The sequence below is a fragment of the Devosia aquimaris genome, from assembly GCF_020169335.1.
Lineage (GTDB): Bacteria > Pseudomonadota > Alphaproteobacteria > Rhizobiales > Devosiaceae > Devosia > Devosia aquimaris.
Genome location: NZ_JAIEZN010000001.1, coordinates 265,774 through 282,815, shown reverse-complemented (window position 1 = coordinate 282,815; position 17,042 = coordinate 265,774). Strand labels below are relative to the sequence as shown.

Here is a 17,042-nt window from a genome sequence, read left to right as displayed (position 1 = left end):
AAACCTCTAGTTTGCGCGCCCCGCAGGGTCAACGGCGTTTGTCGTCATCGCCAGGGCGATAGGTGCCGTCCTTGTCGCGCTTGAGGTCGATGACCCCGGGCTGGTCGCGTTCGCGCAGGTCGCGCTCGCGGCGCAGGCGGCGGGCCTCCTCGGCCTCGGCATCGAACTTGCCGGTCCAGTCGCGCCAGATGCGGCGCACGCCCAGATAGACCATCAGGCCCAGGATGACAAAGATGATGACGCGGAGCAGCAGGGCAGTCATGGGCAAAGTGTCCGGGGGCTAGAGTCCAAGCCGCGCCCAGATGGCGCGATCTTCGAGCGTGGCGGCCAGATCGGCCGAGAGACCGGCAGCAAGGCCGATGCGGGGCAGTTGCAGCCAGCCGCGTTTTGGCTCGATGAGCTTGAGATGAACGTCGGGGCCGTAGCGGCTGGTCAGCGTCTCATGCAGGTCGCCGATGGCGTCGACCAGGCCCAGTTCGAGCCCGCGCAGGCCTGTCCACCACTGGCCGTTGAACAGCTCCTCGTCGCTGCCCTTGAGGCGCCCGGCCCGGCCCGCCTTGACGTGGTCGATGAATACCTGGTGGATGTCGCCCTCAAAGCGGGTGATCCGCTCAACGTCGTCTGCCTTTTCGGGCAGGAAGGGATCGAGCGTGGACTTGCTGTTGCCCGCGGTATGGACGCGGCGCTCGATGCCGAGCTTTTCGATCGCCCCGACAAAGCCGAAGCCGGCCATGATGACGCCGATCGAACCGACGATGGAGGAGGGATCGGCAAAGATCTCGTCGCCGGCGACGGCGATGAAATAGCCACCCGAAGCCGCAGCATCTTCGACAAACACCAGCACGGGCTTGCTGTTCAGCCTGGCCAGGTCGCGGATGCGCTTGGAGATCAGCCGGCTCTGCACGGGCGAGCCGCCGGGCGAATTGATGATGATGGCAACAGCGGGCGCCTGGCGCATGGCGAAGGCGCGCTTGAGCAGCGGTTCGACGCTGGCGATGTTCAGGCGTCCGGGGCGCTGCTCGGCCGCGATCACCCCATGCAGGCGCACCACGGGGATGGTGACCTTGCCGCGCCGCAACACGCGCTGCAGCCAGGTCCGCTTCGGCACTGCCGGATCATTCATGCTGGGTCCTCATCCGCCGGAGCCTGAGATTTAGGACGCCCGTGGCGCGATTACCAGTCAAGCCGGGCCGACCCACGAAAGATTGCGTCGAATTCGGGCGCGAAATCCCGTCCGTCCTCGCCATGCAGCGCGCGATTGGCCAGAAGCACCAGCGGCGCCCGCGACCCCTTGATGCCGCGGATGAGCACGCGCGACGCCGCGGCGCCGGGCCGCGGGCTGAGGGGCAGGATGGTCAGCGCGCCAAAGCGCTGCTCGAAGCCGGCCAGCAGGGGCGACAGGCTCGTGGTGGGATAGACAAAGATCACCTCACCCCCCGGCGCCGCGCATCCGGCCGCTGTCTTGATCCACAGATCGAGCGCTGCGGCGTCCATGTGGCGTGACCCGGCGCGGCCGGCATCATCGGCCAGCGTACCGTCGCTGAAGAAGGGTGGATTGGCGATCACGACGTCATGGCCATTGTCCCCCAAGCCGGCCGCATGGCGCAGGCTGCCCTTGGCAGTAACGTCGACGTTCAGGATGTGTCCGCGATCGGACAGGCCATTGTCCGCGAGATTGGCGGCCGCCAGCGCCAGCATCTCGGCATTTTGATCGACCAGCGTCGCACGCAATTGGGGGTTGTGACAGAGCGCCACCAGCCCTGCCGTGCCCACGCCGCAGCCCAGATCGAGCAGGGTTTGCCGGCCCGCCGACACCGCTGCGCCCAACAGCACACTGTCCAGCCCGGCCCGGAATCCGTTGCGCGGCTGCGACACAGTCAGCCTGCCCCCCAAAAAGGCATCGCGTGTTACCGATTGGTGTTTTACAAAGGCAGGCGGCTGGTCTAGGGACATCGCACCCGTAAAGGTCGGTTTTGCGCGAGATTACAAGCGCAAATGAGGCAGACTCAACCAAATTTGCCGGTATCGGCGCGCAGGGACGTAAACAGGTGTCAGTGCTGACGCAGATCAAAGAGGCGCCGGTCGCCACCCCGATAGACCGGCTGCTGGCCGCAACCGCCGCCGACATGGCTCAGGTCAACGCGCTGATTCTCAGCCGCGCCGACTCCCATGTCGAGATGGTGCCCGAACTTGCCCGCTACCTCATCGAGAGCGGCGGCAAGCGCCTGCGCCCCATGTTGACTGTGGCGGCGGCCCAACTCTTCGGCAAGGGCACCGGCAGCGCGATCAACTTCGCCGCTGCCGTCGAGTTCATGCACAATGCCACCCTGCTGCACGATGATGTGGTGGACGAGAGCGATATGCGCCGCGGCAAGCCGGCGGCCCGCATGGTATGGGGCAACAAGGCCTCGATCCTGGTTGGCGACTTCCTGCTCGGCCAGGCCTTCATGATGATGGTGGAAACCCGCGACATCGACTCCCTGGGCGTGCTGTCTGCGGCTTCCGCCGTGATGGCCGAAGGCGAAGTGTTCCAACTTGCCAAGACGGGCGATCTCACCACCACCGCCGCAGACTATGCCGAAGTGATCCGCGCCAAGACGGCCGTATTGTTCGAGGCCGCCTGCGAAGTGGGCGCCATGGCTGGTGGCGCCGATGCGGCTGGCCGCAAGGCGCTGGCGCGCTACGGACTTGAGCTGGGCAACGCCTTCCAGCTGGTCGACGATGCGCTCGACTATGGTGGGCAGGCCGGCACGCTGGGCAAGAACACGGGCGACGATCTGCGCGAAGGCAAGATGACCCTCCCGGTGATCCTGGCGCTGGCCGACGGCACCCAGGACGAAAAGGCCGCCATCGCCGGCGCGCTGGGCGATGCCAATGCCAGCGACGAGCAGGTTGCTGCCGTAGTCGCCATCATGGAACGCTACAATACGCTGGGCCGCACGCTGGAACAGGCCCGCGCCCATGCCGCGTCCGCGCAGCAGGCGCTCGAGATGCTGCCGGCTTCGGAGATGCGTACCTTGTTGGCCGATGTCGTCGAATTCAGCGTGCTGCGCGCCTACTAGGCACCGGGCGTAATCAGCGGCGCGGCGGCGACCCAATGGTCGGGATTGGCCGCCCGCATCATCTGCGCCGCTTGATGCGCCTGCCCGCTTGACCCGAACAACCCGAACACCGTCGCGCCCGAACCCGACATGCGCGCCAGCATGCAGCCCTGCGCCTGTGCCAGATGATCGACGATCTCGCCGATTACTGGCACCAGCTTGACCGCCGGCGGCTGCAGATCATTGCGCGTCTCGGCCAGCCAGATGCCCAGTTGCACTGGCCGGGTCAGCGGCGCTGGCAGTTCAGGCAGCGGATAGTTGTCATGCGCCCGCAGGCGGCGGAACACGTCCGCCGTGGCCAGCGGCACCATGGGGTTGATCAGAACAATGTGCAGCGCCGGAAACTCTGGTAGCGGCTCGAGCAGCTCGCCCACGCCCCGGGCCAGAAGCGGCGTCGATACCAGGCACGCCGGCACATCGGCGCCCAATTGCGCGGCAAGGTCCGCCAGCGCCGGAAAGGGGATGGCTTCTGAGGAGAGGCTTGCCATCAACCGCAAGGCCGCCGCTGCGTCGGCCGAGCCACCGCCAATGCCGGCGGCAACAGGCAGGTTCTTGGTCAGGCGCATGGCCAGGCCCGTGGCCACCGCTTCCGGCCAGCGCGCGCGGAAGCCGGCAACGGCACGGCTCACCAGATTGGTCTCCCCTGCCCCCAGCCCCCTGGCGAAGGGACCGGTGATGGTCAGCGAATCGACATCAGCGGGCGCTGCTTCCAGTTCATCGGCAACGTCGGCAAAGACCACCAGGCTTTCGAGGTCATGATAGCCATCTTCCCGGCGCCGCGTGACATGCAGCGCCAGGTTGATCTTGGCGGGGGCAATCTGCAGAAAAGGCTGTTCCATCCGCCGGCTAGTCGGTGGCGTTCTCGGCCGTCAGCCCGTCTGCGAGCTTGATGGCGACCCGTTCCTTGACGTTACCGGTCTCGTCCATGGCCCCGGCAATGCGCCATTGGAACTTGGCTTCCAGGCGCCGACCGACCTTCCAATAGGCATCGCCCAGATGGTCATTGAGCTCGGGATCGTTGGGGCGCAGCAGCACGGCGCGTTCCAGCGTGGTCACGGCCTCGTCGATCCGGCCGAGCTTGTAGAAGGCCCAGCCCAGTGAATCCACGATATAGCCATCCTGCGGCTGCGCCTCGACGGCGGTCTCGATCATCTCGAGTGCGCGTTCCAGATGCATGTCCTGGTCGATCCAGCTATAGCCGAGATAGTTGAGCACAGCAGGCTGGTCGGGATTGAGTTCGAGCGCCTTGAGGAAATCGGCCTCGGCCTTGGGCCACTGCTTGGCGCGCTCATAGGAAATGCCGCGCACGTAGTAGAAGCGCCAGTCCGACGGCTTCTCGCCGCCCGTCAGTTCGAGCGCCTTGGTATAGGTGGCCGCGGCATCCTCGTAGAGCTCGCCATAGCGCTGCATGTCCCCGAGCACGGAAATGGCGTCGAGATCGGTGGGGTCAGTGGCCACGATATTGCTGAGGCGGCGCATGGCCTCCTCCTTGTCGCCCATGGCGTCCAGGTTCTGCGCGATGTGCACCACAGCATTGGACTTCATGGGCGAAGTGGCGGGCACACCATCATAGATCTTGTTGGCTGCCTCATGCTGGCCAGAGGCGTCGAGCTGCTCGCCCAGGGCGATGGCGATCACATCGGCTGACGGGTCCAGGTAGAGCCCCATGCGCAGGAAGACCAGCGACAGGTCCGGATTGCCATCGCGCGACAGCGCCACACCGATGCCATGGAACATTTCGGCGGCGCCGATCTGCACATTGGAAGCAAAGATGCCAGGACGCTGGCCGGCGTCGATCTTGTCGCCCACCATGGAGACAATGGGGTGGCTGAGCCCCTTGTCCTCGAATTCGGCGATGGCCTGCTTGGCCTGGTCGAACTGACCGGCATTGGCCAGCATGCGCGCATAGACCTCGACGATGCGGGCCACATAGGGCTCGGCATCATAGGCCTGGCCAGCCAGGTCGAGCGCCTCATCGGTGTCGCCGGCGGCCTCGGCCATCAGCGCCCGGTGGAACACCAGGAAATCGTCGAGCCCGTTGGCGCCCAGCTTGTCGAGCATGGCATCGGCTTCCGGCTTGCGGTCGGCGCCAACCAGTGCCCAGGCGCGCAGGATGCTGGCGGTGACGCCGGTGAAGCTGTCCTGCCCGATGGCATCGAGCATACGCTCGGCCGCATCGTAGCGGCGCTCCTTGAAGGCCTCGGTGGCCACCACAAGCTCGGCCAGCTCATTGTGGGCATCAAGGTCGAGCAGGTGCTTGGCCGTCGAAGCAGCCTGGCCGAACTGGCCATCGGCAGCAAAGGCAATGAAGGCGCGCTCGACCAGAACCGGATTGTTCCAGTCGGCCTGGGCAGCCTCGTAGAAATAGCGCGCGGCTTCGTCGGTGCGCAAATCCTGCAGCGCCTGGCGGCCAGCCATATAGGCACCGGTGACACTGGCATTGAACAGGGGCAGCATGCCCGTTTCCATGCCGCCCTCGGACTGCGCCGTCCGGATGGTCTGCGCCGAGTAGACGGCGGTGGCGGCCACAGAGGCCATCAACGCGGCTATCAAGGCGGGGCGTGCAATGCGGTTCAGAAACGATGTCACGAGGTTGAATTCTCCGTTGGCCCAACCGGACCTGTCTGAGCGCGCAGATTGGCCGTTTTGCGACTGCGCCGCAAGGCCGCGCCACATAGCGTGATCTACATGCCGGTGTAGTTCGGGCCGCTGCCACCCTCAGGCGGTACCCAGGTGATGTTCTGGGCGGGATCCTTGATGTCGCAGCTCTTGCAATGCACGCAATTGGCGGCGTGGATGCGGAACACAGGCGCCCCACCCTCCTGGGCAACTTCATAGACCCCGGCCGGGCAATAGAGCGGCGCCGGCTCGCCATAAACCGGCAGGTTGTCGCGTACCGGCACGGCGGGATCGGCCAGCACCAGATGCACCGGCTGGTCTTCATCATGGGAGAGATTGGCAAGATAGACCGAGGCTGCACGGTCAAAGCTGGTCTTGCCGTCCGGCCGGTCATAGTTGCGGCCGGTGACGGCACTGCGCGGCTTGAGCGCGGCATGGTCGGGGCCCTTGTGGTGCAGCGTGCCGAGCAGCGAGCGCCCCAGGAGGGCGGTCGCCCACATCTCGGCGCCGCCAGCGATGGCGCCCAACAGGGTACCGAAGCGTGACCACAGCGGCTTGACGTTGCGCACGGCCATGAGCTCGGTGGCGATGCCGGTCTGCATTACGCGCTTGCCGAAATCGGCGATCAGATCGTGCTGGCGACCGGCGGCGATGGCATCGGCCACCGCATCGGCCGCACCGATGCCGGAGAGAATGGCATTGTGGATGGCCTTGAGGCGCGGCGCATTCATGAACCCGGCCGAGCAGCCGATCAGTCCGCCGCCGGCAAAACCCAGCGTGGGGATGGACTGCCAGCCGCCTGCGGTCACCGCGCGGGCGCCATAGCTGATGCGGGTGGCGCCTTCCAGCAGCGGCGCGACCGAGGGATGGGCCTTGAAGCGCTGGAACTCGCCGAAGGGCGACAGTGTCGGGTCGGGATAGTCGAGATAGGTGACCAGGCCCACATAGAGCTTGCGATCCTGGGCGTGATAGACAAAGCCGCCCCCCGCAGTGGCATTGTCGAGGGGGAAACCGAGATAGTGGTCGACGCGGCCGGGCTCATGCTGCTCGGCGGGGATTTCCCAGATTTCCTTGATGCCCAGGCCATATTTCTGCGGTTCGCCGGACAGGTCGAAATCGGCGATGATCTTCTTGGCCAGCGAGCCCCGCGCGCCCTCGGCGATCAGCGTATACTTCGCCTCCAGCGCAATGCCTTCGGCAAAGCTGTCCTTGGTATTGCCATCCTTGTCGCGGCCGAGATCGCCGGTGATGACGCCGCGCACCGGGGCGCCCTGCCCGCCCAGCACATCGACGGCTGCCGTCATGGGGAAAATGTCGACGCCCAGCGCCGTTGCCTCGTCGCCCAGCCAGCGCACCAGATGACCCAGGCTGACGATGACGGCGCCATCGGTCTTGAGCTGGGGCGGCATCATCCAGTGCGGCAGGGCGAAATCGCCGGTCTTGGTGAGATAGTGATAGGTGTCGGTGGTGACATCTGGCCCCACCGGCGCGCCCTTGAGGCGCCAGTCGGGAATAAGGGCATCGAGCCCGCGGGGGTCCATCACGGCGCCCGAAAGGATGTGGCCGCCCAGTTCGGCGGATTTTTCCACCACGGTGACAGCCAGCTGCGGATGGCGCTGCTTGATGCGAATGGCGGCCGACAGGCCCGCGGGGCCCGCCCCGACGATCAACACATCGGTCGAAATTGTTTCGCGCGCGCGGGCCTCTGCCATATAGATTGCCTCTATCCCCGGGACGCGGCTGGCCGCGCCAAACGGGCTGTGACATAACAGAGAACATGGCCGAAGATCGACCGCTAAATCACGACGAAATGCTCGCCGTGCTCGATTGGTATCGGGCTGCGGGCGTTGACGTTGCGGTGGGCGAAGAGCCGGTGGATCGCTTTGCGCAGCGGGCGCCGGTCCGCACTGCGCCGCCGCAGGCCACCGCGCAGGCGATGGCCCCAGCTGCTGCTACAGCCGCCCCACAAGGCACGCCGCCGATGATCGGTGCCGACCCGGCAGAGGCGCGAAATCTCGCCGCGTCGGCCAAGAGCCTTCAAGAGCTTGAAGCTATCCTGGGTCAGTATGACGGGTGCGGGCTCAAGCTGCGGGCAACGCAATTGGTCTTTGCCGATGGCAATCCGGACGCAAGCATCATGCTGATCGGCGAAGCGCCCGGCGCCGAGGAGGACCGGATCGGCAAGCCCTTCGTGGGCAAGTCGGGCCAATTGCTCGATCGCATGCTGGCCGCCATCGGGCTCGACCGCACCAAGGTCTATATCGCCAATACGGTGCCGTGGCGGCCGCCGGGCAATCGCACACCGACGCCGGAAGAGATGGCGCTCTGCCTGCCCTTCCTGCATCGCCAGGTGGAGCTGGTGGCGCCCAAGGTGATCATGACGCTGGGCGGACCTGCCATGCAGACGCTGTTCGACACCACCAGCGGCATCATCAAGATGCGTGGCAAATGGGCCAACCTCACCGTCGGACGGCATCAGGCCGAGGCGGTGGCGACGCTGCATCCGGCCTATCTGCTGCGCAATCCGGCCGCCAAGGAACAGGCCTGGCAGGATATGCTCAGCCTCAAGCTGAAGCTTGTGGAACTGGGCCTCGTCGACTGAACAGTCCGGCAGGCAAAGAAAATCCCGCATGCCGGCAAAAGAGCCGCGCCAAGCCAGGATTGCCGCGTTAATGTCACCCTTGCGTGATTTGCAACGTTCCTAGCGTCTGACAGCGTCGAAAGTGCCATGGCTTCCGTAATCAAGATCTATGCCCTGTTCCTCGGCTCCGCCCTGTTGATGTTCGGCGGCGGGTTACAGGGCCTGCTGCTCTCGGTGCGCGGTGCCGAGGAGCAGTTCTCGCTGCTCTCCCTTGGCCTGATCGGCACCGGCTGGTCGGTCGGTTTTGTTGCCGGCTCGCTGGCCGTGCCCATGGTGGTGCGCAAGGTGGGCCATATCCGCGCCTTTTCGGTGATGGCGGCCATCGGCACCATCACCATTCTGCTCAACCTGCTCTGGATCAACGATATCGGCTGGATCCTGCTGCGCGCACTGTCCGGCTTCTGCTTTGCTGGCGCGGCGATGATCGTGGAAAGCTGGCTCAACGAGGTCGCCGAGAACAAAAGCCGCGGCACGATCTTTTCGATCTATGTCACCATCAACATGGCCGCCTCGACCCTGGGCCAGATCGCCATGTCGGTCACCGGCACGGCTGGCTATGTGCCCTTCGTTCTGGGCGCCATCAGTTTCATCTGCGCCATCCTGCCGACGGCGCTGACGTCGAGCCCGCAGCCGCGCCCGCTGTCCTCGGCCAAGATCGATATTGGCCTGCTCTACCGCACTTCGCCGGTGGCCGCGATCGCGGCGTTCTCGGTTGGCATGGCCAATGGCTCGTTTGGTACGCTGGCGCCGGTCTATGGCTATGAGCGCGGGCTCGATGCCGGCGGCATTGCCTTCCTCTTTTCGCTCGCCGCCATTCTGGGCGCCGTGGCGCAGATTCCGTTCGGACGCCTGTCTGACCGCATCGACCGGCGTCTGGTGCTGATTGGCCTCTCCGGCTTTGCCGCGCTTGTGGGCATGCTCACCGTGCTGATCAATCCGGAAGCCGGCTGGGTGATGTATGTGCTGTTTGCCGCCTATGGCTTTGCCGCCAACCCGATCTATGCGGTGGCCGTGGCCCATGCCAATGACTTCGCCAAGGAGGGGGAATTCGCCCGCATCGCCGGCGGCATGCTGGTGATCCTGGGCGTCGGGCTGGCCATCGGCCCGGCCGTTGCCTCTGCCATCATGAGCGCCTGGTCGCCGGTGGGCCTGTTCATCGTCACCGCATCATTCCATGGCGCGCTGGCCATCACCGCCTTCCTGCGCATGCGGGTGCGCAAGAGCATCGACGCCGCTGATCGCACGCCGTTCCAGCCCATGGGCAATGACCGCCAGGTGACGCCCGAGAGCATCGAGCTTGATCCGCGCGCCGATTTTGATAGTTCCGAGATGCGGGTCGACGAAGAGCCCGTGCCTGAAGAGCTGGCATCGGCCAAAGCCTAGGAGAAAAGCATGTTCAAGACCGCGCGGTTCGATGACCGGGCCTTCAAGCCGCTATCGATTGCGGTCATCGCGGTGTCGGACACGCGCACGCTGGAGACCGATACCGGCGGCGCGCTGCTCAAGTCCCTGCTGGAGGCCGACGGCCATCGCTGCGCCGACCGCGTGGTGGTGCGCGACGATATCCAGCTCATCCGCCAGGCCGTACAGGGCTTTGTGGCCGACCCCAATGTGGATGTGGTTATGACCACCGGCGGCACCGGCTTTTCCGGCCGTGACGTGACGCCCGAGGCGATCGAGCCGCTGTTCGACAAGCGCATGGAGGGCTTTTCGGTGCTGTTCCATCAGTATTCGGCCACCACTGTGGGCACCAGCTCGCTGCAGTCGCGCGCCACAGCAGGGCTGATCGGCACCACATTCGTCTTCTGCCTGCCCGGATCGCGCGGCGCCTGCCGCGATGCCTGGGAAGGCATTTTGACCCACCAGCTCGACTATCGCCACAAGCCCTGCAATTTCGTCGAGCTGATGCCCCGGCTGGCCGAGCGCTGAGCGCCGTTCGCCTCGCTGAAACAAAAACGGCGTCCCGAAGGACGCCGTTCTTATTTTGAGGCTTGGCCCCGTTTAGTGGTGGCCGCCCATGCCGCCCGGCTGGGCGTCGGGCTTGCGCACCATGATGGCCGCGCCGATGGCCAGCAGCGAGATCACGGCACCCACCAGGAACGCCAGCTGGATGCCACCGGCCAGCGCCGACACCGGCTCGGTGCCCGCAGCACTCAGGCTCGCCGTGCGCAGCGTCATCAGCGCGACGAAGAGCGCAATGCCCGCGGCACCAGCCACCTGCTGCACCGATCCGAGAATGGCGCTGCCATGGGAATAGAGATCCATGCGCAGCGAACCCATGGCGGCGGTGAACAGCGGGGTGAAGGTCAGGGCCAGGCCCACGCTGATGACGATATGGCCAGCCAGGATCGCCCATACCGAGGTGTATTGATCCACCCGGGTCAGCGCCCAGAGCACGATGGACACCAGAACCATGCCCGGCACCAGGAGCGGGGTCGGACCATATTTGTCAAACAACCGGCCGACCGTGGGGGCCAGCAGGCCCATCAGCAGGCCGCCCGGCAGCAGCAGCAGGCCGGTCTGCAGCGTATCGATCCCCAGCACGTTCTGCGTATAGATCGGCAGCAGGATCACCGTGCCGAACAGTGCCATCATGGCGCAGGCCATGGTCAGCACCGAAACGGTGTAGTTGCGCGAGAGGAAGGTGCGCAGGTCGAGCAGCGCCTTGCCCTGCTGCGACAGGCCGATCTGGCGCCAGATGAACAGCGCCATGGCCACCAGGCCAACAACCAGCGGCAGCCAGATCGGGAAGGCGGCGCCTTCGGCACTGCCCTCGCCCAGGCTTGACAGGCCATAGACAAGGCCGCCGAAACCGATCACCGAGAGCAGCACCGACAGCAGGTCGAGCGGGGCATAGCGCGGCGTCGTCACGTTCTGGATGCGCAGGCTCCCCAGCACCAGCGCAAGGATGGCGATGGGCAGCATGATGATGAACATCCAGCGCCATTCCAGCACATTGAGGATGAAGCCGCCGATGGTGGGGCCGATGGCCGGCGCCACCGAAATGACGATGGAGATATTGCCCATGGTCTTGCCGCGCGATTCCGGCGGCACCAGCGTCATCACCGTGGTCATCAGCAGCGGCATCATGATGGCAGTGCCGACGGCCTGGATGACGCGGCCGAAGATCAGCAGTTCAATGCCCGGCGAGGCGGCACAGATCAGCGTGCCGGCGGTGAAGATCGACATGGCCAGCATGAAGATCGGCCGCGTATTGAGCCGCTGTAGCAGAAAGCCGGTGATCGGGATGACGATGGCCATGGTCAACAGGAAGGCCGTTGTCAGCCACTGGGCAATATTGGGCGCAACGCCCAGATCGTCCATCAGGTGCGGAATGGCCACGCTCATCATGGTCTCGTTGAGGAAGACCACAAAGGTCGACCCCAGCAGCAGGGCGATCACCAGGCGATTGCGGGCGGCATTGTCGAGAACCGGTGCGTTCTGGTCCGGCATGGCGTCCAGCGCCGGTGCATCAGTGGTCATGGTGTCGTCCTTCGGTTTTCAAGTGCGTCTTGCCGCCATGACGGTTCACAGGCGGCGATTTCGACGGCTTGTCACAAACAGCTTGGTCAGGAGCTGTCAGGAGCAAAAAGCGGAATTGGATCGTTCAATGGTCGGGACCCACAACGGGTCCGGGATAGCGCGTCCCGCACGCCCATCCGGGCCATAGGCCGGGGCGTGGGCTGAAATCGATATGGGCTTTTGCATTTGCCGTCCAGTCCAGGGGGTGCAACGCGGCCTTGCACACCGCGGATGCCTGCGCGCTCCTGCCCGGCGACATGCCTTGTTGAAGCCATGTTCTTGTTCTGTTCTCAATCCAGTGCTAGAAAAGAACAACGACGCCGGCCACACGATTCGATGGCCGGGGACAGGCAGGAGACGCAGTTATGGCCCTTTATCAAGCGCCGTCCTTTGAGGCTCTGGAACAGCTCAGCCGCAGCCGCGACGCCGACCTGGCGCGGCGCGAACTGCTCAATCCCGACCGTATCCGCGGCCGTGGCGCGCAAAGCAATCGCAGCGGCCGCTTCGAAAAGCAGTCGCGCGAGAGCTTTGATGACGGCTGGGACAACGTGGAACCGCTATCGATCTTCGAGACGGTTGAGCATGTCGAGCGTGCCAAGTCGATCATCACCACCAATGACAGCCCGGACATCGGCTTTGAGCGCTCGATCAATGCCTATCGCGGCTGCGAACACGGCTGTTCCTATTGCTATGCCCGGCCCAGCCACGCCTTTCTCGGGCATTCGGCCGGCATCGAGTTCGAGCGCGACATCTATGTAAAGGTCAATGCGGTGGAGACGCTGCGGGCCGAGTTGGCGGCGCGCAACTACAAGGTCAAGCCTATCGCCATGGGCACCAATACCGACCCCTACCAGCCGGCCGAGCGCAAGCACCGGCTGACGCGCGGCATTCTCGAAGTGATGCTGGAGACGCGCCACCCGGTGATGATCACCACCAAGTCGGCGCTGATCATGCGCGACCTGGACATCCTGACCGAGCTGGCCCGGCTGGGGCTGGTCAAGGTCGCCATTTCTATGACCTCGATGGATCACAAGCTCAGTCGCAAGATGGAACCGCGGGCGTCCTCGCCGGCGCGGCGGTTGGAGGCGATCCGCCTGTTGAGCGAGGCTGGGGTTCCGGTGGCCGTCTTTGCCTCGCCGATGATCCCGGCGATCAACGACATGGAGCTCGAGCGTATCCTCGATGCCGCCAAGGCCCAAGGCGCCACCAGCGCCTCGATGATCCTGCTGCGCCTGCCGGGCGAGGTGCGCGATGTGTTCCGCGAGTGGCTGCTGCGCCATTTCCCCGACCGGGTGCGCCATGTGCTGGCGCTGGTGCGCGATACGCGCGGCGGCAAGGATTATGACAGCCGTTTCGGCACGCGCATGACCGGGGAAGGCCCCTATGCAACCCTTTTGCGCCAGCGCTTTGACAAGGCCCGCGAGCGCTATGGGCTCGACGTCAAGCTGCCGGGCCTGCGCAATGATCTCTTCGTCGCGCCGCAGCTGGAAAACGCGCAGATGAGCCTGTTCTAGACCAACTCAGGCGCTGCGGCGGCTGGCGAGCCGACTCTTGATCAGCGCCATGACGGCGGGATCGTCATAGCGGTGTGCAGCCAGGCTTGCGCCTGCAGTCAGCAGGGCGGCGTCATCAAGGCTGGTGCCCATGCCGATCGTGGACAGCCCCGCCCCGACGGCAGCGGTGATGCCGGTGCGCGAGTCCTCGAAGCCTACAGATAGTTCGGCGCGGGCGCCCAGCAGGCGCAAGCCTTCGAGATAGGGCAGCGGGTGCGGCTTGGAATGGGGCAGTTCGCCGCCGATCACCACTGCGCCAAAGCGATGGGCAATCCCCAGGCTGCCCAATACCAGATCGGCATTGGCGCGCGGCGCATTGGTCACTGCGGCCATGGGCACGCCATGCGCATCGGCCCAGTCGAGCAGCTCGAACAGACCCGGCACCGGTTCGATGGCGCTGGCCGCGATCTCGCGGAACAGGGCCTCCTTGGCGTCGAGCACGGCCATGCCCTCTTCAGCGCTCAGTTGCGGCAGCAGGCGCCGGGCAATGTCGATATTGGCCAGGCCCTGCAATTCGCGGGCGAAGCGCTGCTTGTCGAAGTGGTGCCCATAGGGGGCAAAGAGCTGATTGAAGGCCTTCAGGTGCAGCGGATCAGTGTCGGCCAGGGTGCCATCAATATCAAACAGCAGCGCAGCGCCAGGCGTCGGGGTCATGGGCAGATCCGGATCATCGGGAGTAAAGAGCTAGTATTGGGTGACCTTGCGCGCATAGGCCGACATGAAGTCAAGCGAGGCGAGCACGCCGCGCATCGACAGCCAGACCTCCTTGTCCGGGCTGGCGCCACCGCTCAGCGGCACTGTCAGCGTCAGCGCATTGCGCTCCTTCATCAGCGCAATCACATGCGCCTTGCGGTCGAGGTCGGCGATGAAGAACTGGTTGGTCGTGTTGTAGCGGGTTTCGAGATCGCTGGTGAAATCGAGGCTGATCGGCGCCTGACCGCTGAAGGCAAAGACCATGGGCCGGCTGGTGTCGGTCTCGACGTCGTCGGCCGCAACGGTGACTGCCACGTCGAGGTCGCCGGTGATGCGGTTGCGCATGACAGTGAGCTTATAGGCGGGCAGGCCCGTGCTGTTGAGCTCCTGGCTGCCGGTGCTGGCAAAACACGAGGTGCCGTAATAGTCCGCCGCGTCCTCATTGATCACATCGGGGCAGGCGGCGAGCCAGTCGCGATTGTATTCGCGCCATTCTCCATAGGCATGGTGAAACGGGGCGGCGGCGGCAGGCATCGCCAGCATCAGGCAAGCAACAAAGCATGTGGGAATGCGCATGTAATCTCTCAATGGCTTTGCCCCCCGGCGGAAGTCTTATATCAGGCTCGGCAGACGCGCGAAATGGAGCGACAGCCATGGACACCGAAAAGCTTGGCGAACTGACGCTGGCCCTCGTCCCCGCCGATGGTCCGCTGCTGTCGAGCGAGGCCGATGCGGTCGATCTCATCGGCCAGACTTATGGCACCGGCACCGACATGATCGTGCTGCCCATCACCCGGCTGGCACCCGAGTTTTTCCAGCTTGAGACCCGTCTGGCAGGCCTCTTTATCCAGAAGCTGCAGAACTATCAGATGCGCCTGTCCATCCTGGGCGACATCAGCGCCGCGATGGCGCGCAGCCGGGCCCTGACCGATTTTGTCGGTGAAACCAACCGTATCGGCCACCACCTGTTCGTGCCCGACCGGGCCGCGCTCGATGCTGCCCTGACGGGGCACAACTGAATGGCCAGGCGCTCCACGCCAGCCGGTCCGGCGCTGTTTGATGGCGAGGCCGGCCGCCCGGATTTCTCCCATGAGACCATGCTGATCGACCGCGGCGCCAGGGTCGTCGCCGGCGTTGACGAGGCCGGGCGCGGGCCGCTCGCCGGGCCCGTGGTGGTGGCGGCCGTGCGGCTCAATCCAGACCGCATCCCCGCCGGTCTCAATGATTCCAAAAAGCTCAATGCCACTCAGCGCGAGGCGCTGTTCGACCTCATCATGGCCAGCGCCGAGGTGTCCATTGCCAGCGCCCCGCCCGATGAAATCGTGGCGCGTAATATTCGCGGCGCGACTCTTGCCGCCATGGCCCGTGCCGTGCGGGCCCTACCCACCCCGGCTGAGCGCGCGCTGATCGATGGCCGCGATGTACCGCCTGGCCTGCCCTGCCCCGGCCTGGCGCTGATCGGCGGCGATGGGCGCAGTGTCTCGATTGCCGCCGCGTCCATTGTCGCCAAGGTCACGCGCGACCGCATGTGCGCTGTGATGGAAACAGATGCACCCGGTTTCGGCTTTGCCGGCCACAAGGGCTATGGCACCGCCGCCCATCTGCGGGCCCTGGTCGATCAAGGCCCCAGCCGACATCATCGCAATGAATTCGCTCCGGTTGCGGCCGCCCTGGCACAGCGCAGGACGCTCGCTTAACCTCCTGCTAACCCCTTACGAACGCTCCATTAACCCTGGCGGGGTATAACGGCATCGTTAGTACTGCGTTAGGGTTAAGTGTATGTTGAGTACCGCGCGTACGGCCGCCATGGCCGATGCGGATGGGGCCTCGCGCCTCCCGATCGATACCATCCTTGTGGGCGATTGCATCGACCACATGAACGCCCTGCCGGCCGGCTCGGTTGATCTGATTTTTGCTGACCCTCCGTACAATCTCCAGCTCGACCAGGGCCTTACCCGCCCCGATCAGAGCAAGGTGGATGCGGTGGATGACGAGTGGGACAAGTTCGAGAGCTTTGCCCACTACGACGCCTTTACCCGCGCCTGGCTCAAGGCGGCGCGGCGGGTGCTCAAGCCCGACGGGGCCCTGTGGGTCATCGGCAGCTACCACAACATCTTCCGCGTCGGCACGGCGTTGCAGGATCTCGATTTCTGGATGCTCAACGACATCGTCTGGCGCAAGGCCAATCCGATGCCCAATTTCCGCGGCACCCGCTTCACCAATGCGCATGAGACGCTGATCTGGGCCGCCAGGAGCCAGAAGAGCCGCGTCACCTTCAACTATGAAGCCATGAAGCTGGCCAATGACGACACGCAGATGCGCAGCGACTGGCTGTTCCCCATCTGCACCGGCGCCGAGCGGCTCAAGGGCGATGACGACGAAAAGGTGCATCCGACGCAAAAGCCGGAAGCCCTGCTGTTCCGCATCCTCAATGCCACAACCAAGCCGGGCGACATCGTGCTCGATCCCTTCTTTGGCACGGGCACGACGGGCGCCGTCGCCCGCAAGTTGGGCCGGCACTTCATCGGCATCGAGCGCGAGCAGAGCTATATCAATGCTGCCCTCAAGCGCATCGCCGGCATTCGCCCGGGCGTCTTCGAGGCGCTGCAGTCGGTCACGCCCAAGCGCAAGGAAACCCGCATTCCCTTCGGTTCGCTGATCGAACAGGGGTTGATCGAGCCGGGCACGCAACTTTTTGACTTAACGAAACGTTACTTCGCCATGGTCCGCGCCGACGGCTCGCTCGTCTCGGGGACACACCAGGGCTCCATCCACAAGGTGGGTGCACTGGTCCAGGGGGCCGAAGCCTGCAATGGCTGGACCTTCTGGCATCACGATCTGGACGGCCAGCCCGCCCCCATCGACACGCTCCGCGCCGGCGTCCGCGCCCAGTTGGAACTGCTTTCTGCCTGA

The 17,042-nt window shown here is 65.0% G+C and carries 17 protein-coding genes; 8 read left to right on the top strand and 9 right to left on the bottom strand.

The genetic code is table 11. The features are described 5' to 3' along the window. Positions 1–28 precede the first annotated feature (28 nt). Genes K1177_RS01405 through K1177_RS01395 form a run of 3 tightly spaced genes read right to left on the bottom strand, consistent with a single transcriptional unit; the run spans position 29 to position 1,875 of the window. A complete protein-coding gene (locus K1177_RS01405) occupies positions 29–262 on the bottom strand; it encodes a hypothetical protein (RefSeq protein WP_224701515.1) in 234 nt (77 codons plus the stop codon). 18 nt (positions 263–280) lie between these two features. Further along, entirely contained in the window at positions 281–1,123 is an 843-nt protein-coding gene (locus K1177_RS01400) for a S49 family peptidase (protein ID WP_224701513.1), read from the bottom strand. Positions 1,124–1,173: 50 nt separating this feature from the next. Next, positions 1,174–1,875 carry a tRNA1(Val) (adenine(37)-N6)-methyltransferase gene (locus K1177_RS01395; protein ID WP_224701511.1) on the bottom strand — a complete coding sequence of 234 codons (702 nt, stop codon included), beginning with the start codon at positions 1,873–1,875 and terminating at the stop codon, positions 1,174–1,176. 251 nt (positions 1,876–2,126) lie between these two features. On the opposite strand from K1177_RS01395, the gene K1177_RS01390 reads away from it, so the two are divergent. Then, a complete protein-coding gene (locus tag K1177_RS01390; RefSeq protein WP_224703669.1) occupies positions 2,127–3,062 on the top strand; it encodes a polyprenyl synthetase family protein in 936 nt (311 codons plus the stop codon). Here the strand turns inward: K1177_RS01390 and K1177_RS01385 are convergent. The 3 genes from K1177_RS01385 to K1177_RS01375 form a co-directional block, all read right to left on the bottom strand. Further along, positions 3,059–3,940 (bottom strand): 4-(cytidine 5'-diphospho)-2-C-methyl-D-erythritol kinase, encoded by an 882-nt coding sequence (locus K1177_RS01385; protein WP_224701509.1) that lies wholly within the window; start codon positions 3,938–3,940, stop codon positions 3,059–3,061. The genes K1177_RS01390 and K1177_RS01385 overlap by 4 nt on opposite strands. A gap of 7 nt (positions 3,941–3,947) precedes the next feature. Next, the gene (locus tag K1177_RS18470; RefSeq protein WP_224701508.1) at positions 3,948–5,690 is read right to left on the bottom strand and encodes a tetratricopeptide repeat protein; all 1,743 of its coding nucleotides are present in this window, start codon (positions 5,688–5,690) and stop codon (positions 3,948–3,950) included. A gap of 95 nt (positions 5,691–5,785) precedes the next feature. Beyond that, positions 5,786–7,432: an electron transfer flavoprotein-ubiquinone oxidoreductase gene (locus K1177_RS01375; protein ID WP_224701506.1), complete on the bottom strand. Its 1,647-nt coding sequence runs from the start codon at positions 7,430–7,432 to the stop codon at positions 5,786–5,788. Positions 7,433–7,497: 65 nt separating this feature from the next. Between K1177_RS01375 and K1177_RS01370 the strand changes: the two genes are divergently transcribed. The 3 genes from K1177_RS01370 (at position 7,498) to moaB (ending at position 10,290) form a co-directional block, all read left to right on the top strand. Further along, positions 7,498–8,322: a uracil-DNA glycosylase gene (locus tag K1177_RS01370; RefSeq protein WP_224701504.1), complete on the top strand. Its 825-nt coding sequence runs from the start codon at positions 7,498–7,500 to the stop codon at positions 8,320–8,322. A 126-nt stretch (positions 8,323–8,448) separates the two neighbouring features. Beyond that, positions 8,449–9,744: an MFS transporter gene (locus tag K1177_RS01365; RefSeq protein ID WP_224701502.1), complete on the top strand. Its 1,296-nt coding sequence runs from the start codon at positions 8,449–8,451 to the stop codon at positions 9,742–9,744. A 9-nt stretch (positions 9,745–9,753) separates the two neighbouring features. Further along, the gene (moaB, locus tag K1177_RS01360) at positions 9,754–10,290 is read left to right on the top strand and encodes a molybdenum cofactor biosynthesis protein B (protein WP_224701499.1); all 537 of its coding nucleotides are present in this window, start codon (positions 9,754–9,756) and stop codon (positions 10,288–10,290) included. Between the two features lie 72 nt (positions 10,291–10,362). On the opposite strand, the gene K1177_RS01355 is transcribed toward moaB, so the two are convergent. Then, positions 10,363–11,844 carry an MDR family MFS transporter gene (locus K1177_RS01355; RefSeq protein WP_224701498.1) on the bottom strand — a complete coding sequence of 494 codons (1,482 nt, stop codon included), beginning with the start codon at positions 11,842–11,844 and terminating at the stop codon, positions 10,363–10,365. A gap of 404 nt (positions 11,845–12,248) precedes the next feature. On the opposite strand from K1177_RS01355, the gene K1177_RS01350 reads away from it, so the two are divergent. Then, on the top strand, positions 12,249–13,397 hold the full coding sequence (locus tag K1177_RS01350; RefSeq protein WP_224701495.1) for a PA0069 family radical SAM protein: 1,149 nt from the start codon (positions 12,249–12,251) through the stop codon (positions 13,395–13,397). Between the two features lie 6 nt (positions 13,398–13,403). Here K1177_RS01350 and K1177_RS01345 read toward each other — a convergent pair whose 3' ends face one another. Then, entirely contained in the window at positions 13,404–14,090 is a 687-nt protein-coding gene (locus tag K1177_RS01345) for an HAD family hydrolase (RefSeq protein ID WP_224701494.1), read from the bottom strand. A 30-nt stretch (positions 14,091–14,120) separates the two neighbouring features. Beyond that, a complete protein-coding gene (locus K1177_RS01340) occupies positions 14,121–14,705 on the bottom strand; it encodes a hypothetical protein (protein ID WP_224701492.1) in 585 nt (194 codons plus the stop codon). A 77-nt stretch (positions 14,706–14,782) separates the two neighbouring features. On the opposite strand from K1177_RS01340, the gene K1177_RS01335 reads away from it, so the two are divergent. The 3 genes from K1177_RS01335 (at position 14,783) to K1177_RS01325 (ending at position 17,042) form a co-directional block, all read left to right on the top strand. Continuing rightward, positions 14,783–15,148 carry a DUF4180 domain-containing protein gene (locus K1177_RS01335; RefSeq protein WP_224701490.1) on the top strand — a complete coding sequence of 122 codons (366 nt, stop codon included), beginning with the start codon at positions 14,783–14,785 and terminating at the stop codon, positions 15,146–15,148. After that, positions 15,149–15,826 carry a ribonuclease HII gene (locus K1177_RS01330; protein ID WP_224701488.1) on the top strand — a complete coding sequence of 226 codons (678 nt, stop codon included), beginning with the start codon at positions 15,149–15,151 and terminating at the stop codon, positions 15,824–15,826. Positions 15,827–15,908: 82 nt separating this feature from the next. Then, positions 15,909–17,042, top strand: a complete 1,134-nt coding sequence (locus K1177_RS01325; RefSeq protein WP_318153265.1) for a site-specific DNA-methyltransferase — start codon at positions 15,909–15,911, stop codon at positions 17,040–17,042.